16 protein-coding genes are annotated in these 19,487 nt (G+C 51.5%); all 16 read left to right on the top strand.

Annotation, left to right across the window (positions count from 1 at the left end):
- Positions 1-92: 92 nt before the first annotated feature.
- The 16 genes from FGQ86_RS01260 to FGQ86_RS01185 all read left to right on the top strand — a co-directional run bounded on the left by FGQ86_RS01260 (position 93) and on the right by FGQ86_RS01185 (position 19,152).
- A complete protein-coding gene (locus tag FGQ86_RS01260) occupies positions 93-506 on the top strand; it encodes a response regulator transcription factor (protein ID WP_243127116.1) in 414 nt (137 codons plus the stop codon).
- Positions 507-983: 477 nt separating this feature from the next.
- Entirely contained in the window at positions 984-1,454 is a 471-nt protein-coding gene (locus FGQ86_RS01255) for a sigma factor-like helix-turn-helix DNA-binding protein (protein ID WP_138302757.1), read from the top strand.
- A gap of 739 nt (positions 1,455-2,193) precedes the next feature.
- Positions 2,194-2,712: a type II toxin-antitoxin system PemK/MazF family toxin gene (locus FGQ86_RS01250; RefSeq protein ID WP_347562461.1), complete on the top strand. Its 519-nt coding sequence runs from the start codon at positions 2,194-2,196 to the stop codon at positions 2,710-2,712.
- 132 nt (positions 2,713-2,844) lie between these two features.
- Complete coding sequence (locus FGQ86_RS01245; protein WP_171031482.1) at positions 2,845-3,042, top strand: helix-turn-helix domain-containing protein; 198 nt, start codon at positions 2,845-2,847, stop codon at positions 3,040-3,042.
- A 21-nt stretch (positions 3,043-3,063) separates the two neighbouring features.
- Positions 3,064-4,290 (top strand): site-specific integrase, encoded by a 1,227-nt coding sequence (locus tag FGQ86_RS01240; RefSeq protein WP_138302755.1) that lies wholly within the window; start codon positions 3,064-3,066, stop codon positions 4,288-4,290.
- A 3-nt stretch (positions 4,291-4,293) separates the two neighbouring features.
- Positions 4,294-5,583 (top strand): site-specific integrase, encoded by a 1,290-nt coding sequence (locus FGQ86_RS01235; protein WP_072525275.1) that lies wholly within the window; start codon positions 4,294-4,296, stop codon positions 5,581-5,583.
- 327 nt (positions 5,584-5,910) lie between these two features.
- The gene (gene uvrB, locus FGQ86_RS01230) at positions 5,911-7,902 is read left to right on the top strand and encodes an excinuclease ABC subunit UvrB (protein WP_138302754.1); all 1,992 of its coding nucleotides are present in this window, start codon (positions 5,911-5,913) and stop codon (positions 7,900-7,902) included.
- A 56-nt stretch (positions 7,903-7,958) separates the two neighbouring features.
- A complete protein-coding gene (gene uvrA / locus FGQ86_RS01225; RefSeq protein ID WP_033126814.1) occupies positions 7,959-10,799 on the top strand; it encodes an excinuclease ABC subunit UvrA in 2,841 nt (946 codons plus the stop codon).
- A gap of 222 nt (positions 10,800-11,021) precedes the next feature.
- Complete coding sequence (locus FGQ86_RS01220) at positions 11,022-12,011, top strand: rod shape-determining protein (protein WP_033126815.1); 990 nt, start codon at positions 11,022-11,024, stop codon at positions 12,009-12,011.
- Positions 12,012-12,075: 64 nt separating this feature from the next.
- The gene (locus FGQ86_RS01215; RefSeq protein ID WP_033126816.1) at positions 12,076-14,301 is read left to right on the top strand and encodes an ATP-dependent RecD-like DNA helicase; all 2,226 of its coding nucleotides are present in this window, start codon (positions 12,076-12,078) and stop codon (positions 14,299-14,301) included.
- On the top strand, positions 14,302-15,069 hold the full coding sequence (locus tag FGQ86_RS01210) for a ComF family protein (RefSeq protein WP_033126817.1): 768 nt from the start codon (positions 14,302-14,304) through the stop codon (positions 15,067-15,069).
- Between the two features lie 58 nt (positions 15,070-15,127).
- On the top strand, positions 15,128-15,523 hold the full coding sequence (locus tag FGQ86_RS01205; protein WP_033126818.1) for a hypothetical protein: 396 nt from the start codon (positions 15,128-15,130) through the stop codon (positions 15,521-15,523).
- A 2-nt stretch (positions 15,524-15,525) separates the two neighbouring features.
- Positions 15,526-16,683 carry a hypothetical protein gene (locus FGQ86_RS01200; RefSeq protein WP_033126819.1) on the top strand — a complete coding sequence of 386 codons (1,158 nt, stop codon included), beginning with the start codon at positions 15,526-15,528 and terminating at the stop codon, positions 16,681-16,683.
- Between the two features lie 17 nt (positions 16,684-16,700).
- A complete protein-coding gene (gene cdaA, locus FGQ86_RS01195) occupies positions 16,701-17,585 on the top strand; it encodes a diadenylate cyclase CdaA (RefSeq protein WP_033126820.1) in 885 nt (294 codons plus the stop codon).
- The gene (locus FGQ86_RS01190; RefSeq protein ID WP_138302753.1) at positions 17,563-18,882 is read left to right on the top strand and encodes a CdaR family protein; all 1,320 of its coding nucleotides are present in this window, start codon (positions 17,563-17,565) and stop codon (positions 18,880-18,882) included. The genes cdaA and FGQ86_RS01190 overlap by 23 nt, the downstream gene beginning before the upstream one ends.
- A 6-nt stretch (positions 18,883-18,888) precedes the next feature.
- A complete protein-coding gene (locus FGQ86_RS01185) occupies positions 18,889-19,152 on the top strand; it encodes an HPr family phosphocarrier protein (protein WP_033126822.1) in 264 nt (87 codons plus the stop codon).
- Positions 19,153-19,487: the final 335 nt, after the last annotated feature.

Here is a 19,487-nt window from a genome sequence, read left to right as displayed (position 1 = left end):
GTTTCAGGGCGTCCGTTATGCTCCGCACAGCGTCCGCTCTGAAACGCATCGGAGTCCGCTAGGCTCCGCAGAATGCAGTTGTTATAGGACGATTGATTATTGCAGAATTTAAGGACAGTGAAACACATCTTTTTGATAAAATAATGGAAGTATTTCGTAAATATCCAGATTTCCAAAAATATGAGGTAGACTACACACCGACAGTCTCTTTTCCCAATCTTGAAATACTTCCGGATCAAAGAAAGGTATATTGCGGGAAACGGGAAGTATCTTTAACTACAAAAGAATTTAACCTATTATATTATTTTGCTGCCAACGAAGGCCGGGTTCTTACATACGAACAAATATATCAAAATGTATGGGGCAATTATGTGCAGGATATAGAGAACAACACGATTGGTTCCCATGTATGCAAATTAAGAGAAAAACTATACAAAGCCTGCCCGGATCGGAAATTTGAGATCCGGTGTGTGCGTGAAGTAGGATACTGCTTCGAGGCTAAGTAGAATAAGAAACAGTCTAATCTTGACGGTCAGGCTGTTTTTTGTTGTCATAATTTGCGATTTTTTTAACAGAAATATAGGCATATCGTAGTTAAACCATCGTTTTTCTACAGTACACTTCTCCTATTGTCAAAATAAGAGGAGAATAATGTATAGATATGTCGTATTCCTTCCTCTTTTGGAAAGGGGAAGGGCTGCATAAGAGTAGGGCAGAATACATACCAATCAAAAAATAAATTATTTTCTTATCAGTTCGCCGTAATTCCTATAAGAGTTGCGGCGTTTTTTTATTCGACAAAGTTCTGCTTAATCTTACCATTTTTTACAAATGATTACATAAATCTGCGAGAGGGTGTATCTGGAAGAAAACAGGTACGCCTTTTTTATAATGATTTAAAGAACTTTTTTCTTTTTTACCGGGAGCGGGGGCCGCCGCTTCGATCTGAACTTTCAAAAAAATTTCAGATCGGAGGAAAGAAAATGAAGGGCAACCACCCAAAAAGAAGAAAGGACAAATATAATCCTTATAGTATATTTGAAGCAGATGGGAAATATTACATAGAGTTTGCAGATGGACAGAGGAAAGAGCATTGCATGGAAATCAGCAGAGAACTGTATGAGGCGTTTGACAGATTTGAATTGGATGATCTGAGACATCTCAATATCGTTGACCGGCATATCGAACAGTCAGAGATCTATGATATCACTTTACACAGGCGCTCCAGACAGGCGGGAGAATCTGCAGAGCATGAGGCAATCCGGAAGATTGCGCTGGAAGAACTTTATACTGCCATATCCATGCTGCCTGCAATTCAGAAACGCCGGTTAGTCCTTTACTACTTTGTCGGACTGACTTATGAGCAGATTGCAGAGATGGAAAACTGTTCTTTCCAGGCCATAGCAAAGTCTGTGACAACAGCAGAGAAAAAACTGAAAAAACTTTTAGAATAATGGGTAGAAAAATCGCCCATGACTGAGGAAACAGGTGGAAGAGTTAATCTTTCGCCTGTTTTTTCGTAAGGGAAGAGCGGGCAGGAACCTTGAAAAGTTCATACCCATTCATCAAGTACGTTCCTGTTGCTATCGTGATGAGCGTAAGCCACGTTAGAGGGTACGCCATGATCCGGACGGGTAAAGGCAGCGAAATCCCACATATATAGAAGAATCGGTTTGCGGCTGTTTTATTTGTCCGGGGAGCGGAAAATACCCGGCTATAACTGTCAGATTGCTACTGATAAGGCGATAACAGGCAACAGGTATCATGATACTCCTGTCCGGTCATAAAGTCGAGCATATAAGGGGCCCCCGGAAAGAAGGAATCTTTTCGGGGAAGACGAGGAGCTATGCAGCGATAGAGTCTTGCCGCTTGCGGCGAGGCGAGCATAGCGGAATCAGCTCCGAGGATGTCGCAACAAGTGAGGGCAGCTTTGGGAGAACCTCAGAGGGGCATAGGCCCGTGGAGCTGATTCGCAATCAGACGCTTGATGATTTCCCTGCATGAAATATATGCGATAACAGCCGGGGCGTCGAGGACAAATAGGCTGAAACAGGCATTTATGGTAGCCGGATACAGAGAAATGCTTTGCGTCCGGCTGATACATATCCGTTCTAAGTGATTGTTTCCAATGAGCGGGAGAACGTCTTACGGACAGAGAAAGTTTTAAGGCGTATAGCGGAAGGAGATATGATTGTGGAAGAACAAGAAGTGCGGCGTGGAGAGATTTATCACGCAGATCTGAATCCTGTTTTCGGGAGTGAGCAGGGCGGATACCGCCCCGTGCTGATCATCCAGAACAACCGGGGAAATCAGCATAGTCCAACGGTTATTGTTGCGGCTATTACGAGCCAGCCAAAGACAAAACTGCCGACACATGTACCAATAAACGGGATTAGAGGTCTGGAAAAAGAGTCCTTTGTGCTGTTGGAGCAGATCCGGACAGTGGATAAAGGGCGCCTGGATGATTATGTTGGCAGATTAAACCGGGATCAGATGAATAAGATAGAGAAAGCGCTGCGTACCAGCATGGAGATCAAAAAACTGGACAAGCCGGTTCTGATGTGTTTATGCCCGGTGTGTGCAAAACCATTTTACAATTCAAAGGAACATTTTATCATCCGGGCGGATTGGGACCAGACAATAAAGGAAACGTGCATGTTCTGTAATGTGCGGCAGGGGTACGATTATCTAATAAGGAAGAAATATTATTGAGAACAGGAAAAATCAGTTTGTCAAGTATGCGATTGAAGAAAATCGCACATTGGACGGTAAGAGGGCTGTGCGTTATTTTATAGGCGTACAGTCCTTTTATCACTTGATCAGCGATAAAAGGGAGGTGTGGTCATGACAGATTCTATTGATATATCAAAAAAAGTATATGAAGCGGAGGACATCCAGAAACTGCTTGGACTGGGGAGATCAAAAACCTACGAATTTCTGGATGAGGTTTTTCAAAAGCAGGAACCGTTCCGTGTCATCAAGATTGGGAAATTATATAGAATTCCCTGTGCCCTGTTTGACAGATGGTTATATGGGGAATAGGAAAAGCAAGGTGTGAAATCAATGAATCAGAACAATCAGTTGACAGAAGCGGAAAAGAAAGAAGTACAGGAAGAAAAAAGGGTTGTCTTTTTTGAAGGAAATTCCTGGTATCACAGGACGAAAGAACTGATGGATGATCTGACCACCAAATACAGCAAAAAGGGTGGTTTTAAGACTCCGGAAGAGGCAGAGAAAAGCTACTGGGAATATGAGGAGCGTTACCGGGAAAAACAGAGAGAATTTCAAGTTGCGTTTTTAAAGAGCAAAGAAGTTATGTTTGGAGAATATCTTCAGTATTGGTTTGAACATATTTATTCTCTGCGGATTGAGACAACGACAAGAATGTTGGGATCGTATACACTGTATGAATTGATCCTGCCCAGTATGGAGACAGACATAAAGTTGAAATTTGTTACGGTGGAATATCTGGATCAGCTACTGGAGCAGGTGTCAAAAATTTGTTCTTCGGCAGGTAATAAAGGAAGAGAACTGCTGAGTCTGGCATTCAAAGACGCTCTGTTTGACGGATTTATCAATTATAATCCGGTTCCGGAGACAAAGCCTTATCCGAGGACAAAGCCTAAGATCAGAATATTCAGTAAAGCGAAGCTGAAAGTGTTCCTGCAGGCGGCCAGTAAGAATCCATGGTATCTGGAAATTCTAATGGGATTGTTCTGCGGCCTGAGAAAAGGAGAAATCCTTGGATTGAAATTCAGTGATTTTGACTTTGAAAAACATACCGTCAGGATCAGCCGTCAGTTAGTGGCAAACCCTAAAGTAAAAGAAGGATTTGAAATTGAAGAATATACGGTTGTCGAGCGTGATCCTAAAACAGAGAACAGTTTTCGGATACTGAAAGTTCCAAAGGCGATCATGAAAGAAGTGGAGCGCAGGCTCCATTATGTAGAGATGAAGAAAGAATGGTACGCCGGAAATTATGAAGATCATGGGTATGTCAGCAGCCGGGAGGACGGAAAGCCGAGAGGGTTAAGCTCCATGAATCAGGCGCTGACAAAACTCTGCGAGAGAAACGGACTTCCCGTTATCACTGTCCACGGGCTGCGCCATATGTTTGCGACCATTTTGATCGAGAGGGGCGTTCCGTTGGTAAAGATCTCCGGATTGTTAGGTCATAATTCCATTCATACCACCTACGAATACTACTGTGAGGTCATGGATGAGAAAGATAAGATCATCGCATTTATGAATGATACGTTTGTTCCGGAGCGGACAGGGACGGAGGGATAACCGATGAAGAAATTCGACTTTAAAAAATATGTGGAATTTAAAGTGTATTCTGTTACGACCATAAAGAAAGGCTACGGGTTCCGTGTCCTGCTGAAATTTGCAGATGGTTCCGATACTACCCAGCAGCACGCCGGGTTCTGCAGCAAGCGGGAGGCAAATGCACAGAGAGATGAGATCATCGGGCAGCTTCATGCAGGAACTTACATTGTATATGGAAAGATTAAAGTTGCGGACTTCATGGAGTTCTGGCTGGAAGAGATTATGCGTCCCCGGATAGCGGATAACAGCTACAATGGCTATAAAAATGTGGTTTACAACTACGTGAATCCGCAACTGGGAAAAATGTATATGGCAACGCTGAACCAGGGATATATCAGAAAGCTGTATAATTCGATTGCGGAGAAATACGAGTCTATTGCACGGCTGGCGAAAACCGTTATGAATACTGCACTGGATTATGCGAAGTCGAAGAATGTAATAGCGGTAAATCCTGCGGAGGGTGTTCCGCTGCCAAAGAAGATAAAGAAAAAACCATACCGTGAATTAAAGATAGATGTAAGCAAGACTCTGACGCTCCCGCAGGTATTTCAGTTGGTAGAGGCGAGCAAAGCGACGCCGATCCATATGCAGATCTTATTTGCAGTTCTGATGGGCCTGCGGCGTGGAGAGATCAACGGACTGAAATACAGTGATGTGGACTATATCAACCGCACGTTGAAAATACAGCGGCAGTTAGGGAAAAAGCCAAATTCCAAAGCAGAGGATGTGCCGCCTAAAATGCTGACAAAACAGGAGATCAAGCCTAAAACTCCGTCCAGTATCAGAGAGATACCGATCCCGGATTATGTGTTTGAGGCAATTCTGGAACAGCGCCGGATTTACGAGAAGAACCGCAGACGGCGGAGCAAAGAGTTCCGTGACTGGGATTACATCTGTTGTTCCACTTATGGAAATCCGAGAAGTAAAAGCTATCACCACAAATATTTTAAAGAGCTGCTTGCTTCACTGGGCCTTCCGGATATCCATTTCCATCAGCTAAGAAATACATATACGACCATTCTTTTGAAGCATGACTTTAATATCAAAGGAATCTCGCATATGTTAGGACATTCAAAAGAGATTATATCGGCAGACGTTTATGGGGATACTGCAGAGATCATTGAAGATTGCTTATATGCGATTGAACCATTTATGGAAGAAGTCCTTCCGGAAAGCCGGGAAGAGAAATACTACGATTACTCCGATCTGAAGGAAATAGACGAGGCGGCCGAGGAATATTTAATAGCGGCATGACAACAATATAAGGAAGGAATGATAAAAAGTACAGATGTACACTCGAACATTTGTACTTTTTTTAATCTTCATCCTATATACTTTTATCGTTATCTTTGCTATAATGTGCGAAAAGGGCAGAAAAAGGCCGGAGGTTTTTCGAGGTGCTCTGCCCGTGCATGTTATCTTGTGCTATTTAGTCCTCAAAAAAGCGTTTTGTGACTTTTGCCTTTCTGGATTCGTAATGGTGTCCTATAAGGCTATTATTTTGACATTTTCGTTACGAATGATTTTTTTGAGGGTGGCTGATATTGAACGTATCAAAAGTCACAAAGGAGAGATTTCGCTATGGATAAATTCGTTTTAAAGGCCCCGTATCAGCCTACCGGCGACCAGCCGCAGGCGATCGAGGCGCTTGTAAAAGGGTTCCGGGAAGGCAATCAATGCCAGACTTTACTGGGGGTTACGGGTTCCGGGAAGACTTTCACCATGGCCAACGTAATCCAGGCATTGAACAAGCCGACGCTGGTCATCGCCCACAATAAAACACTGGCCGCTCAGTTGTACGGAGAATTCAAGGAGATGTTCCCTGATAACGCAGTGGAGTATTTTGTCTCCTACTACGACTACTACCAGCCCGAGGCCTACGTCCCCTCTTCGGACACCTACATCGCCAAGGACTCCTCCATCAACGAGGAGATCGACAAGCTGCGGCTGTCGGCCACGGCCTCCCTGGTGGAGAGAAGAGATGTCATCGTGGTGGCCAGCGTGTCCTGCATCTACGGTTTGGGCGAGCCCCAGAACTTTGAGAAGATGATGGTCTCCCTGCGGCCGGGCATGGAGAAGGACAGGGACGAGGTGCTGCGGCAGCTCATCGATATCCAATATGAGAGAAATGAGATCGACTTCAAGAGAGGCACCTTCCGGGTGCGGGGTGATGTGCTGGAGATCATCCCGGCCAACGAAGCTGAGACGGCCGTGCGGGTGGAGTTTTTCGGAGATGAGATCGACAGGATCACCCAGATTGATGTGCTCACAGGGGAGATCAAGGGAGAGCTGGAGCATGTGGCTATCTTCCCTGCCTCCCACTACGTGGTGCCGGCGGAGCAGATCCGGCGGGCTGCGGACGCCATTGAAAAGGAGCTGGAAGAGCGGGTCCAGTATTTCAAGAGCGAGGACAAGCTGCTGGAGGCGCAGCGCATCGCTGAGAGGACCAACTTTGACATAGAGATGCTCAAGGAGACAGGCTTCTGCTCCGGCATTGAGAACTACTCAAGGCATCTGTCCGGGCTTGCGCCGGGGCAGCCGCCCTACACGCTGATGGACTTCTTTAAGGATGATTTCCTCATCATCATTGACGAGTCCCACAAGACGATTCCCCAGATCGGGGCCATGTACCACGGGGACCAGTCCAGGAAGAGGACTCTGGTGGACTACGGCTTCCGCCTGCCCTCGGCGCTGGACAACAGGCCCCTAAGCTTCCAGGAATTTGAGGAGCGGATCGACCAGATCATGTTTGTGTCAGCCACGCCGGGAGACTACGAGGCGGAGCATGAGCTCCTGCGGGCGGAGCAGGTGATCCGGCCTACCGGCCTTCTGGATCCGGAGGTGGAAGTGCGCCCTGTGGAGGGCCAGATTGACGACCTGGTGGCTGAGGTCAAAAAAGAGATTGAGAAGAAGAACAAGATTCTGATCACCACCCTGACCAAGCGGATGGCGGAGGATCTGACAGACTACATGAAGGAGCTGGGTATACGGGTGCGGTATCTCCACTCGGACATCGACACGCTGGAGAGGACGGAGATCGTCCGGGATATGCGTCTGGACGTCTTTGACGTGCTGGTGGGCATCAACCTGTTGCGTGAGGGCCTGGATATACCGGAGATCACCCTGGTGGCCATCCTGGATGCGGACAAGGAGGGCTTCCTCCGGTCTGAGACGTCCCTGATACAGACCATCGGGCGGGCGGCTAGAAATGCGGAGGGCCATGTCATCATGTATGCGGACACCATCACAGACTCCATGCGGCAGGCTATGGACGAGACCCAGAGAAGGAGGGAAATCCAGATGGCCTACAATGAAGAGCACGGTATTACGCCCACCACGATCAAAAAGTCCGTCCGGGATCTGATCAGCATTTCGAAGAAGGTGGCTGCGGAGGAGATGCGGATGGAGAAGGATCCCGAGTCCATGAGCAGGAAAGAGCTGGAAAAGCTGATCAAAGAGCTGGAAAAGCAGATGCGCAGAGCGGCGGCAGACCTGAACTTCGAGGCCGCGGCAGAGCTGCGTGACAAGATGACAGAGCTGAAAAAGCAGCTGCAGGATATAGACGCGGATTAAAAGCATGCATAAAATGCGCCCTGTCGGCAGAGCATAAGATAAGGAGACAAAGAAATATGGCAGCAAAAAGCGGCACAAAATACATTAAGATCAGAGGGGCCAATGAGCACAATCTGAAAAATATAGACCTGGACATCCCCAGAGACGAGCTGGTGGTCCTGACTGGCCTGTCCGGCTCGGGAAAATCATCCCTGGCCTTTGACACCATCTACGCGGAGGGGCAGAGAAGGTATATGGAGTCTCTGTCCTCCTACGCGAGGCAGTTCCTGGGACAGATGGAAAAGCCCAACGTGGAGAGCATCGAGGGACTTCCCCCGGCCATCTCCATTGACCAGAAATCCACTAACCGGAACCCCAGGTCCACGGTGGGTACGGTGACGGAGATCTACGATTATTTCCGTCTCCTCTACGCCAGGATTGGAATTCCCCACTGCCCCAGATGCGGCCGGGAGATCCGGAAGCAGACAGTGGACCAGATGGTGGATCAGATCATGGCACTCCCGGAGCGGACGAAGATCCAGCTCCTGGCCCCGGTGGTGCGGGGGCGCAAGGGAACCCACGCCAAGATGTTTGAGCGGGCAAAGAGGAGTGGCTACGTGCGCGTCCGGGTGGACGGGAATATGTACGAGCTCTCAGAGGAGATCACGCTGGACAAGAACATCAAACACAATATTGAGATCATTGTGGACCGTCTTGTGGTAAAGCCGGGCATCGAGCAGCGCCTGACAGACTCTGTGGAGAGTGTGCTCCACCTGGCGGAGGGACTTCTCTTGGTGGATGTGATCGGCGGGGAGCCCATGAATTTCAGCCAGAGCTTTGCCTGCCCTGACTGCGGTATCAGCATTGACGAGATCGAGCCCAGGAGCTTTTCTTTCAACAACCCCTTTGGGGCCTGCCCGGAGTGCTACGGACTGGGCTACAAGATGGAGTTTGACGAGGATCTGATGATTCCCGACAAATCTCTGAGCATCGACGAGGGAGCTATTGTGGTGCTGGGATGGCAGTCCTGCACGGACAAGGGAAGCTACACAAGGGCCATCCTGGAGGCGCTGGCTAAGGAGTACAAATTTTCCCTGAGCACGCCCTTTAAGGACTATCCGAAGAAAATCCACGACATCCTGATTTACGGGACAGGCGGCAAAGAGGTGAAGGTGCACTATCGCGGCCAGAGAGGAGAGGGAATTTACGATGTGGCCTTTGAGGGGCTGATCAAGAGTGTGGAGCGCAGATACCGGGAGACTGGCTCTGAGACGACCAAAGCGGAGTATGAGACCTTTATGCGCATCACCCCCTGTCACGAGTGCGGGGGACAGAGGCTGAAGAAGTCCTCCCTGGCGGTGACAGTGGGAGATATGAATATAGCCCAGATCACGGCCCTCTCTGTGGAAAAGCTGCAAGAATTCCTGCAAAACCTGGAGCTGACACACCAGCAGACGCTGATCGGCGGGCAGATTTTGAAGGAAATCCGGGCAAGGATCCAGTTCCTCATGGACGTGGGACTGGACTACCTGACTCTGGCAAGAGCCACCGGCTCCCTCTCCGGTGGGGAGGCCCAGAGAATCCGCCTGGCCACTCAGATCGGCTCCGGGCTGGTGGGCGTGGCCTACATCCTGGACGAGCCCAGCATCGGCCTCCACCAGAGAGACAATGACAAGCTGCTGGCCACCCTGAAGCATCTGCGGGATCTGGGAAATTCCGTCATTGTGGTGGAGCACGACGAGGACACCATGCTGGAGGCGGACTACATCGTGGACATCGGCCCCGGCGCGGGGGAGCATGGAGGAGAAGTGGTGGCTCAAGGCACGGCAAAGGAGATTATGAAGAATAAAAACTCCATTACCGGTGCATATTTAAGTGGTAGAATGAAAATTCCGGTTCCCGCGGAGAGAAAGAAGCCTACCGGATGGATCAAGGTAGTGGGAGCGCAGGAGAACAACCTGAAAAATATAGATGTGGACATCCCTCTTGGAGTCATGACCTGCGTTACCGGTGTGTCCGGCTCCGGCAAGAGCTCCCTTGTCAATGAGATCGTGTACAAGCGGCTGGCAAGAGAGCTGAACCGGGCCAGGACGATTCCGGGAAAGCACAGGGATATCCTGGGGATGGAGCAGCTGGACAAGGTGATCGATATCGACCAGTCTCCTATCGGGCGCACGCCCAGATCCAATCCTGCCACCTATACAGGCGTGTTTGACCTGATCCGGGATCTCTTTGCGGCCACCCCGGACGCCAAGGCCAGAGGCTACAAGAAGGGACGGTTCAGCTTCAACGTGAAGGGCGGCCGGTGCGAGGCATGCAGCGGAGACGGAATTATAAAGATTGAGATGCATTTCCTGCCGGATGTGTATGTGCCCTGCGAGGTCTGCGGCGGGAAGCGGTACAACCGGGAGACTCTGGAGGTCCGCTACAAGGGAAAGAATATCTACGATGTGCTGAACATGACAGTGGAGGAGGCGCTGGAGTTCTTTGAGCCGGTGCCCAGCATCCGCAGGAAGATGGAGACTCTCTATGATGTGGGACTGTCCTACATCCGGCTGGGACAGCCCTCCACCACCCTCTCCGGCGGGGAGGCCCAGCGGATCAAGCTGGCCACGGAGCTGAGCAAGAGGAGTACAGGGAAGACCATTTACATCCTGGACGAGCCAACCACAGGGCTTCATTTTGCCGATGTGCACAAGCTGACAGAGATCCTGCGCAGACTTGCCTCCGACGGGAACACGGTTCTTGTCATTGAGCACAATCTGGACGTGATCAAGACCGCGGACTACATCATTGACATCGGCCCTGAGGGGGGAGACCGGGGCGGCACGGTGGTGGCCTGCGGGACGCCGGAGGAGGTCGCGGCAAACCCTGCCTCCTACACAGGAAAATACATTGACATGATGCTGAAAAAATAGCCGGCCCCGCCCAGGCGGCCTGTCACGGCGGCGCCACAGGCGGAGCCATAGGAAGGGCATAAGAAAGTTTTAAGAAAAAATACTTTCCATTTTCAGGAAAGTTTATTATAATGTTATGTGCATGCAGGAGCATGTGTAATCCGCGAAAATACGGTAAATCTGACGAAAGATGACAAATTATATAAATGACATAAACAGCTCATGTGAAAGGAGACATTGCGCATGTCAGTAGATATCGGAATTGATTTGGGTACAGCAAGCGTCCTTGTGTACATCAAAGGGAAGGGCGTCATTTTAAAGGAGCCCTCTGTGGTGGCCTTTGACCGGGACACCAACGCCATCAAGGCCATCGGCGAGGAGGCGAGGCTCATGCTGGGAAGGACCCCTGGGAATATTGTGGCCGTGCGCCCTCTGCGCCAGGGTGTCATTTCTGACTATACAGTGACAGAGAAGATGATCAAATATTTCGTGCAGAAGGCCATGGGCCGGCGCACCTTCAAGAAGCCGAGGATCAGCATCTGCGTTCCAAGCGGTGTGACGGAGGTGGAGAGGAAGGCCGTGGAGGAGGCCACCTACGCGGCCGGCGCCAGGGAGGTGCTGCTCATCGAGGAGCCTGTGGCGGCGGCTATCGGAGCAGGCATTGACATCTCCAAGCCCTGCGGGAATATGATCGTGGATATCGGCGGCGGTACATCGGATATAGCGGTGATCTCCCTTGGAGGGACAGTGGTTAACACGTCCATCAAGATCGCGGGAGATGACTTTGACGAGGCCATTGTCCGCTATATGAGAAAGAAGCACAATCTGCTTATCGGAGAGAGGACAGCGGAGGACATCAAGATCAAGATCGGCACCACCTACCCCCTTGTGGAGGAGGAGTCCATGGAGGTGCGGGGGCGCAACCTTGTGACCGGACTTCCGAAGACAGTCACAGTCACATCCTCCGAGACGGAGGAGGCGCTCAGGGAGACCACCAGCCAGATCGTGGAGGCTGTGATCGGCGTTCTGGAGAGGACACCTCCGGAGCTTTCCGCGGATATCCTGGATCGTGGAATCGTGCTCACCGGCGGCGGCGCCATGTTGCGTGGCCTGGAGGAGCTCATTGAGGAGCGGACAGGTATCAACACAATGACAGCCGAGGATCCTATGAAGGTGGTTGCCATCGGAACGGGACAGTTTGTGGAGTTCATGAGCAGCCGGAAAGAAATTTAGAGACAGTCTGCCGTCGGAATGATTTCCGGCGGCAATTTTACATTGCAAAGAGGATAGATCTTACATGGAAGAAGTAAAAGGCTATGTGGAGCACATTGTATTTCGCAATGAAGACAACGGCTACACAGTGTTTAATCTGAATAATGAGGACGGGGAGCTGACCTGTGTAGGAACCTTTCACTATATCAGCGAGGGAGAGCTGCTAAAGCTGACAGGGGAGTACGTGACCCACTCCCTCTACGGCGTGCAGCTCCAGGTCCAGACATCGGAAGTATGCGAGCCGGAGGATCTTGTCTCCATAGAGCGATATCTGGGCTCGGGAGCTATCAAGGGCCTGGGAGCAGCCCTGGCAGGGCGCATTGTCCGCCGGTTTAAGGAGGACACCTTCCGCATCATCGAGGAGGAGCCGGAGAGGCTGGCGGAGATCAAGGGGATCAGCGAACGGAAGGCCCGGGAGATCGCGGAGCAGATCGAGGAGAAGAAGGATGTGCGGCGGGCTATGATTTACCTGCAGAAATATGGCATCAGCACTACCCTGGCTGCAAAGATCTACGACTACTACGGGAACAGGATGTACCAGGTTATGGAGGAAAATCCCTACCAGATGGCGGATGACATCAGCGGAGTGGGATTTAAGACAGCGGACGAGATTGCCCGGAGGATCGGCATTCAAGCCGACTCCGACTACCGGGTACGGAGCGGCATTTTCTACACCCTCATCCAGAGTGTGGGAGAGGGGCATATTTATCTTCTGGAGGAGTCGCTTCTTCGAAGGACAGGGAATCTGCTGGGAGTGGAGATACGGCACATTGAAAAATATCTCATGGACCTTGCCATGGAGAGAAAGGTGGTCCTCAAGGAGGGAGAGGACGGAAAAAGGGTCTACGCGTCCAACTACTATTACATGGAGCTGAATACGGCGAAAATGCTCCACGACCTGAACATTGCCGCAAAGGTGGACAGAGACGATGTGCGAAGAAGGCTGGCTGCCACTCAGAAGCACATGGACATGCCCCTGGACGAGAGGCAGCGCCAGGCGGTGGAGGAGGCAGTGGGAAGAGGCGTTATGATCCTCACCGGAGGACCGGGAACAGGAAAGACCACCACCATCAACGCCATGATCCGGTATTTTGACAGCGAGCAGCTGGACATCCGGCTGGCGGCTCCCACAGGGCGGGCGGCCAAGAGGATGACAGAGGCCACCGGCTGGGAGGCTCAGACCATCCACCGGCTGCTGGAGGTGAACGGGAATCCGGAGGAAGAGGGGGCCGGCACCGGCTTCCAGAGAAATATGGAAAATCCTCTGGAGGCGGACGTCATCATCATTGACGAGATGTCCATGGTGGATCTGCCCCTCATGCACGCTCTCCTTTGCGCCATTTGCCCGGGTACCAGGCTGATCCTGGTGGGGGACGTGAACCAGCTCCCATCCGTCGGGCCGGGCAGCGTGCTGAAGGACATGATCGCCTCGCGGGCCTTTGCTGTGGTGGAGCTGACCCGCATCTTCCGGCAGGCGGGGGAGAGCGATATCGTGGTAAATGCCCACAGGATCAACCGGGGAGAGCCGGTAGTGCTGGACAACAAGAGCCGGGATTTCTTTTTCCTCAAGCGCCAGGACGCCAACACCATCATCAGCGTAACCCTCACTCTGATCCAGAAAAAGCTCCCCAAATACGTGGGGGCCACCACCTACGACATCCAGGTGCTCACCCCCATGCGAAAGGGACTGCTGGGTGTGGAGCGGCTGAACCGGATCCTGCAGGAGTACCTGAATCCTCCGGATCCGTCCAAGGCGGAGAAGGAGTACGGGGAAAAGAAATTCCGGGTGGGGGACAAGGTCATGCAGATCCGGAACAATTACCAGCTCGAATGGGAGATTTCCACAAAATATGGCATGACTGTCGACAAGGGAGTGGGCATCTTCAACGGAGACATGGGGATCGTGAAGGCCATAAACACCTACGAGGAGACTCTGTCTGTGGAGTACGATGAGCACAGAGTTGTCACCTATCCCTTCCAGCTGCTGGACGAGCTGGAGCTGGCCTACGCCATCACCATACATAAATCCCAGGGAAGCGAGTACCCTGCGGCGGTCATCCCTCTTCTCCCCGGCCCCAGGCAGCTGTACAACAGGAACCTGCTGTACACGGCAGTGACGAGGGCGAGAAAATGCGTGACCATTGTGGGGAGCGAGACTGTCTTTCAGAGTATGATAGAGAACGACAGCCAGCAGGACAGGAACACAAGTCTGGATGAGAGAATACGGGAGTTTTGCCAAGACAGCATATAAATGAAAAGAAAGCTGAAAATCAGCAGAAAGACGCAGATAAGACAGGACACTGGAAAATCGGCGAAAAGGGCAGCGGAGGCCCTGCTGCGCCTTCTGTACCCCAACACCTGTCCCCTGTGCGGCAGGGTGACGAAGGAGCGGGTGTGCCCGGACTGCAGGGAGGCCGTCCGCCCTATAAGGGAGCCCATCTGCAAAAAGTGCGGGAAGCCCATCAGCAGCGAGCAGGCGGAGTACTGCCACGACTGCAGCCGCACCCGCCACTACTTTGATGAGGGACGGGCGCTGTGGCTCCACCGGGGAGGGGCGGCCTGGTCCGTCTATCAGTTTAAATTCCACAACCGCCGCATTTACGCCGGGTTCTATGCCTCCGAGATGGCCCGGGCCTATGGAGGCTATGTGAGAAAAAAACACATTTCCCTCATCATCCCCATTCCCCTGGGAAGAAGGAAGAGGCGGATGCGGGGCTTTAACCAGGCGGAAATCCTGGCAGAGAGGCTTTCCGGGAGGCTGCGGATCCCCCTGGACAGCGTCCACCTGGTGAGGAGGCGGGACACAATTCCGCAGAAGAGCCTGGACCCCGCCGCCAGGCGGGAAAATGTGCGGGGAATCTTTTCCTGGACAGGGGGGACTCTGGCGGGCCGGAGAGTGCTCCTTGTAGATGACATATATACCACCGGGAGTACCCTGGACAGCGCCGCCCGGACGCTGAAAAAGGCGGGGGCTGAAAAAGTTTACTTTTTAACTATAAGTATTGGACAAGGGTACTGATATTTGTTATACTGAAAATAATGATTAAAACCAGAAACTATACACTTCGAGGTGCTTTATGTTAGATAAACGAAAAGTCAGGCTGATGACCAGACTGGCCCTCTATGAGCAGAATGAGGGCAGGGAGGACATGAAGATCAGCGCTTATTATAAAAAAGATTACGTGAGTATGAAGATGATCGCCACATTTATCTGGACCACGGTCGGGTATGTGTGCGCCATGCTCCTGATCCTTGCCTGGGGCATGAACGGCTGGATGGAGAAGCTGACGCTGGCTCTGATCTTCATGCTGGTGGCGGTGATCATCCTTGGTTATCTGGCCCTCCTGATCATTACATTTATCATCACCAGCAGGATCGCCAACAGAAAACACAGAGATGCGAGAATGAGGATGAAGAGATATAACCACGGCTTACTACAGTTGATGAAAATGTACGAAAAGGAGAATAAATAACGATGGATAATTTATATGTCATAAAAGGCCAGCTCCAGCAGGTGTACGCAAAGTATTCAAAATTCATAGACAAGGGAGTCCAGTTTATCCTGGCCCTGGCCGCGTTCTATATGATCAATCACGATCTCGGCTTCATGAGCCTTCTGTCTAATCCCCTGATCACGCTGGGACTGGCGGTCATCTGTGCCTTTCTCCCGATGATCGTCACCGTGCTGGCGGCGGCAGTCCTGATCCTTGTGCAGATGGCGGCAGTGTCCCTGGGCATTATGGCTGTGACGGCGGCGGTGTTTGTGATCATGTTTGTGTTCTACGTGCGGTTCAGCCCTAAGACAGCGCTGGTCATCCTTCTGACGCCGCTGGCCTTCCTGTTCCACATCCCCTACGTGATTCCCGTGGCCTTCGGGCTGGTGGGCGCTCCCTCCAGTGTGGTGGCTATCATCTGCGGAACCATTGTGTACTATATGATCGATTATGTGAAGACATCCGCGTCCGCTCTGGAGAGCGGCGGGGCAACGGCCATGATCAGCCAGCTCATGACCTACCTGCAGCAGGTGTTCCAGAATAAAGAGATGATCATCACGATCATCGCCTTTGTCATCGTCCTGTTCCTGGTGTACCAGGTGCGCAGGATGGCTATCAGCCACGCCTGGAAGAGTGCGTCCGCGGCGGGGGCTGTTGTCAGCATCGTCATCATGGCAGCGGGCAGCGCGGCGCTGGATGTGAAGATTTCCTATCCGGAGCTGATCCTGGGGAATGTGGCTGCTGTGATCGTAGGGCTGATCCTGGAGCTTCTGTTCTTTGCTGTGGACTATTCACGGACAGAGAGTGTCCAGTATGAGGATGATGAATATTATTACTACGTGAAGGCAGTGCCGAAGATCGTTGTGGCTGCTCCGGAGAAGACAGTGAAGCGCATCAACAGGCGGACAGAGAACCAGGAGACGGAGATCATCAATACCGACGAGATCCGCAGAAAGAGCGCGGAGGACGGAGAGGCCAGAAAAGAGGGGGAGAAGAAGCCCGGGAAGAGAAAAGCTGCCGGCAAGCCCCGCTCTCCCCGTAAAAAGGAGAGCCAGATCACCGGCAATATGGATCAGCTCCTTCTCACAAGAAGCCTCCAGAAGGAGCTCCATTTGGACGAAGAGGAGCGGAATGATTAAAGACGGGAAGTGAACGCATGGAAGCGAGAATTACGCAATTCTTTGAGAGATATATACGAAATGCCTATTTTCCGGAAATGCATCTGACAGATATCGTCGAGATACTGATCATCGCATTTCTGGTATACCAGATCATGATATGGATCAAGAACACGAAGGCCTGGATGCTGCTCAAGGGCATCCTTGTCCTTGGTGTGTTCATTTTTGTGGCGTTTCTTTTCCAGATGCACACCATACTGTGGATCGCCAGAAACTCTCTGACGGTTCTTGCCACGGCTCTGATCGTGGTCTTCCAGCCGGAGCTGCGGCGCGCTCTGGAGAAGTTGGGAGAGAGAAAATATATCAGCGCCGTGATGCCCTTTGACAGCTCAAGGGATAAGGGTCGCTTCAGCGAGGAGACCATCGATGGCATTATCGATGCTTCCTATATTATGGGGAAGGCAAAGACCGGTGCCCTCATCGTTGTGGAGCAGGCCATCAAGCTGACTGAGTACGAAAGCACAGGCATCCAGCTGGACTGTATCGTGTCCAGCCAGGTGCTTATCAATATATTTGAACACAACACACCCCTCCATGACGGTGCTATCATCATCCGGAACGACCGGATCGTCTCCGCCACCTGCTATCTCCCTCTGTCTGACAATATGGGACTGAGCAAGGAGTTGGGCACGAGGCACAGAGCTGCGGTGGGCCTCAGCGAGGTCAGCGACGCCCTTGTCATTGTGGTGTCCGAGGAGACAGGATATGTATCCGTAGCGCAGGGAGGAGTGCTGGACCGGAATATATCCAGGGAAAAGCTCAGGGAATATCTGGAGGACATCCAGAACAAGCGGAGCGAATCACACGGCATATTAGCAAAATGGAAAGGAAGGCTGATCCATGAAAAAAAGTCTGACAAATAATATTGGCCTGAAGCTCCTTGCGTTTATCTTTGCTTTTATGCTGTGGCTGCTTGTGGTGAACATAGATGATCCTGTGGGCTCCAAAACCTTTGAGAATATCCCTGTCACCATTGAACACTCGGAGGTGGTGACCCAGGATCAGAGATCCTATCAGGTGCTGGACGGTACAGACACCGTCAGCGTGAGCGTCTCCGCCACGAGGTCTGTTTTGGAGAAGATCAGTGCGGAGAACATTGTGGCCACCGCAGACATGCGGGAGCTGTATCTGGAATCTCAGATTCCCATAGAGATTACGATTCCGGGCTATGAGTTCGAGTCTGCTACCGCAAGCCCGAGAAATGTGCAGGTGAAGATCGAGCAGAATAAGAGCGATACATTTCCTATTACAGTGACCACGACGGGCACTGTGCGGGATGGCTATGTGCTGGGCACTGTGCAGGCAGACCCGGAGCGAGTCACAGTCAACGGACCGGAGTCCGTTATTGATCAGATCAGCAAGGTGGTGGCGGAGGTGAATGTGTCCGGCCTTTCGTCCGATTCCTCCATTGACGCCACGCTGACCTATTACGATGCGGACAACAATGAGATCAGCGCGGAGCAGCTGGCCAACAACCTGGGAACCACGGGCGTAAAGGTCAACGTGACTCTCTACCACACAGCCCGCATTCCGGTGACGGTAGACACTTCGGGTGTCACGGCGGCGGACGGCTACATCATCTCCGAGGTCAGCTGGACGCCGGAGGAGATCCAGCTGGCTGGAGAGGAGGATGTGCTTGAGGCCCTGAAGGAGATCCGCATACCTGCGGACGCCATCGACATCACCTCCATCTCCCAGAGAACAGAGAAGACCGTGGATATTACTCCCTATCTTCCGGAGGGAACAAGGCTGGTGGATGAGAATGGCAACAATATCCTTGTGACCGCCCGGGTGGCAAAGGAGGGCATGAAGAGCTTTGACATCCCGGTGGGCTCCATCACTGTCAATAATCTGGATGATGACCTGACCATCTCGGGCTATGGAAGCGGAGATGATCTGGAGGTTCACATTGGCGGCCCGCAGGCCCAGCTGGACAGCCTGGAGCTTGGCGACCTGTCGGTGAGCATTGACCTGAAGAGCTGCACAAAGGCGGGCGAGTACGAGGTGCCTGTGACCATCACACTGCCATCGGACGCCTCCGACTGCTCGGTGGAGACATCCGTGACAGTTAAGGTCACACTGGAACAGAGGACGACAGCGGCAGATAACAACAGTAATAGTGCCGAAGAAGATACAGATAATGAATCATCAGGAGGTTAAAGTATTATGGTAAGTAAAAAGGTGGTCATCAACAATCCGACGGGGCTGCATCTTCGCCCGGCGGGCATCTTCTGCAACACGGCAGTACAGTTTGACTGCAAGGTCACCTTTCAGCATGACACCACCACAGCCAACGCCAAGAGCGTGCTCAGTGTCCTGGGCGCCTGCATCAAGAAAGGCGATGAGATCGAGCTCATCTGCGAGGGCTCTGACGAGGAGGAGGCCCTGGCGGCCATGGTGAAGGCGATTGAGGACGGGCTGGGAGAGTAAGGATATTTTTTCCAGAAGGTAGAGATGAGGACAGGACAGACATGCAAAGAACTGGAAAATTCTTTTGCATGTCTGTTTCTATGTATTAGGCTTTAGCCTGTTGAAAATAAATGTGTAACGTGCATTTGTTTGAGACTAAAATCCACCCCGCTATGCAGGGGGGAGATGGAGAGTTATACAAAAACTTTACCTTTTTGCTGCAATAGATGTGTCCAAGTCGCTATTGTAGCAGAAAGGTGAGGTTACGGCGAAGAAAGCAAATGATTTGACAAATACGTAACTTTATAAATTGTAGATATAGTAAGCCAGGGATGTCATGCCTTGAAAAAGTAGGA

The organism is Clostridium sp. BSD2780061688st1 H5 (assembly GCF_005845155.1).
Taxonomy (GTDB): domain Bacteria; phylum Bacillota; class Clostridia; order Lachnospirales; family Lachnospiraceae; genus Claveliimonas; species Claveliimonas intestinigallinarum.
Note: the sequence above shows the minus strand (reverse complement) of the source record. Positions and strands in the feature narration are given on the sequence as shown.

Coding starts and splice junctions, on each gene's coding strand:
- FGQ86_RS01190 (WP_138302753.1), top strand. CDS start 17,563: ATGAAAAAAAGTCTGACAAATAATATTGGCCTGAAGCTCCTTGCGTTT.
- uvrA (WP_033126814.1), top strand. CDS start 7,959: ATGGCAGCAAAAAGCGGCACAAAATACATTAAGATCAGAGGGGCCAAT.
- FGQ86_RS01245 (WP_171031482.1), top strand. CDS start 2,845: ATGACAGATTCTATTGATATATCAAAAAAAGTATATGAAGCGGAGGAC.
- FGQ86_RS01255 (WP_138302757.1), top strand. CDS start 984: ATGAAGGGCAACCACCCAAAAAGAAGAAAGGACAAATATAATCCTTAT.
- FGQ86_RS01240 (WP_138302755.1), top strand. CDS start 3,064: ATGAATCAGAACAATCAGTTGACAGAAGCGGAAAAGAAAGAAGTACAG.
- uvrB (WP_138302754.1), top strand. CDS start 5,911: ATGGATAAATTCGTTTTAAAGGCCCCGTATCAGCCTACCGGCGACCAG.
- FGQ86_RS01210 (WP_033126817.1), top strand. CDS start 14,302: ATGAAAAGAAAGCTGAAAATCAGCAGAAAGACGCAGATAAGACAGGAC.
- cdaA (WP_033126820.1), top strand. CDS start 16,701: ATGGAAGCGAGAATTACGCAATTCTTTGAGAGATATATACGAAATGCC.
- FGQ86_RS01185 (WP_033126822.1), top strand. CDS start 18,889: ATGGTAAGTAAAAAGGTGGTCATCAACAATCCGACGGGGCTGCATCTT.
- FGQ86_RS01205 (WP_033126818.1), top strand. CDS start 15,128: ATGTTAGATAAACGAAAAGTCAGGCTGATGACCAGACTGGCCCTCTAT.
- FGQ86_RS01200 (WP_033126819.1), top strand. CDS start 15,526: ATGGATAATTTATATGTCATAAAAGGCCAGCTCCAGCAGGTGTACGCA.
- FGQ86_RS01215 (WP_033126816.1), top strand. CDS start 12,076: ATGGAAGAAGTAAAAGGCTATGTGGAGCACATTGTATTTCGCAATGAA.
- FGQ86_RS01235 (WP_072525275.1), top strand. CDS start 4,294: ATGAAGAAATTCGACTTTAAAAAATATGTGGAATTTAAAGTGTATTCT.
- FGQ86_RS01220 (WP_033126815.1), top strand. CDS start 11,022: ATGTCAGTAGATATCGGAATTGATTTGGGTACAGCAAGCGTCCTTGTG.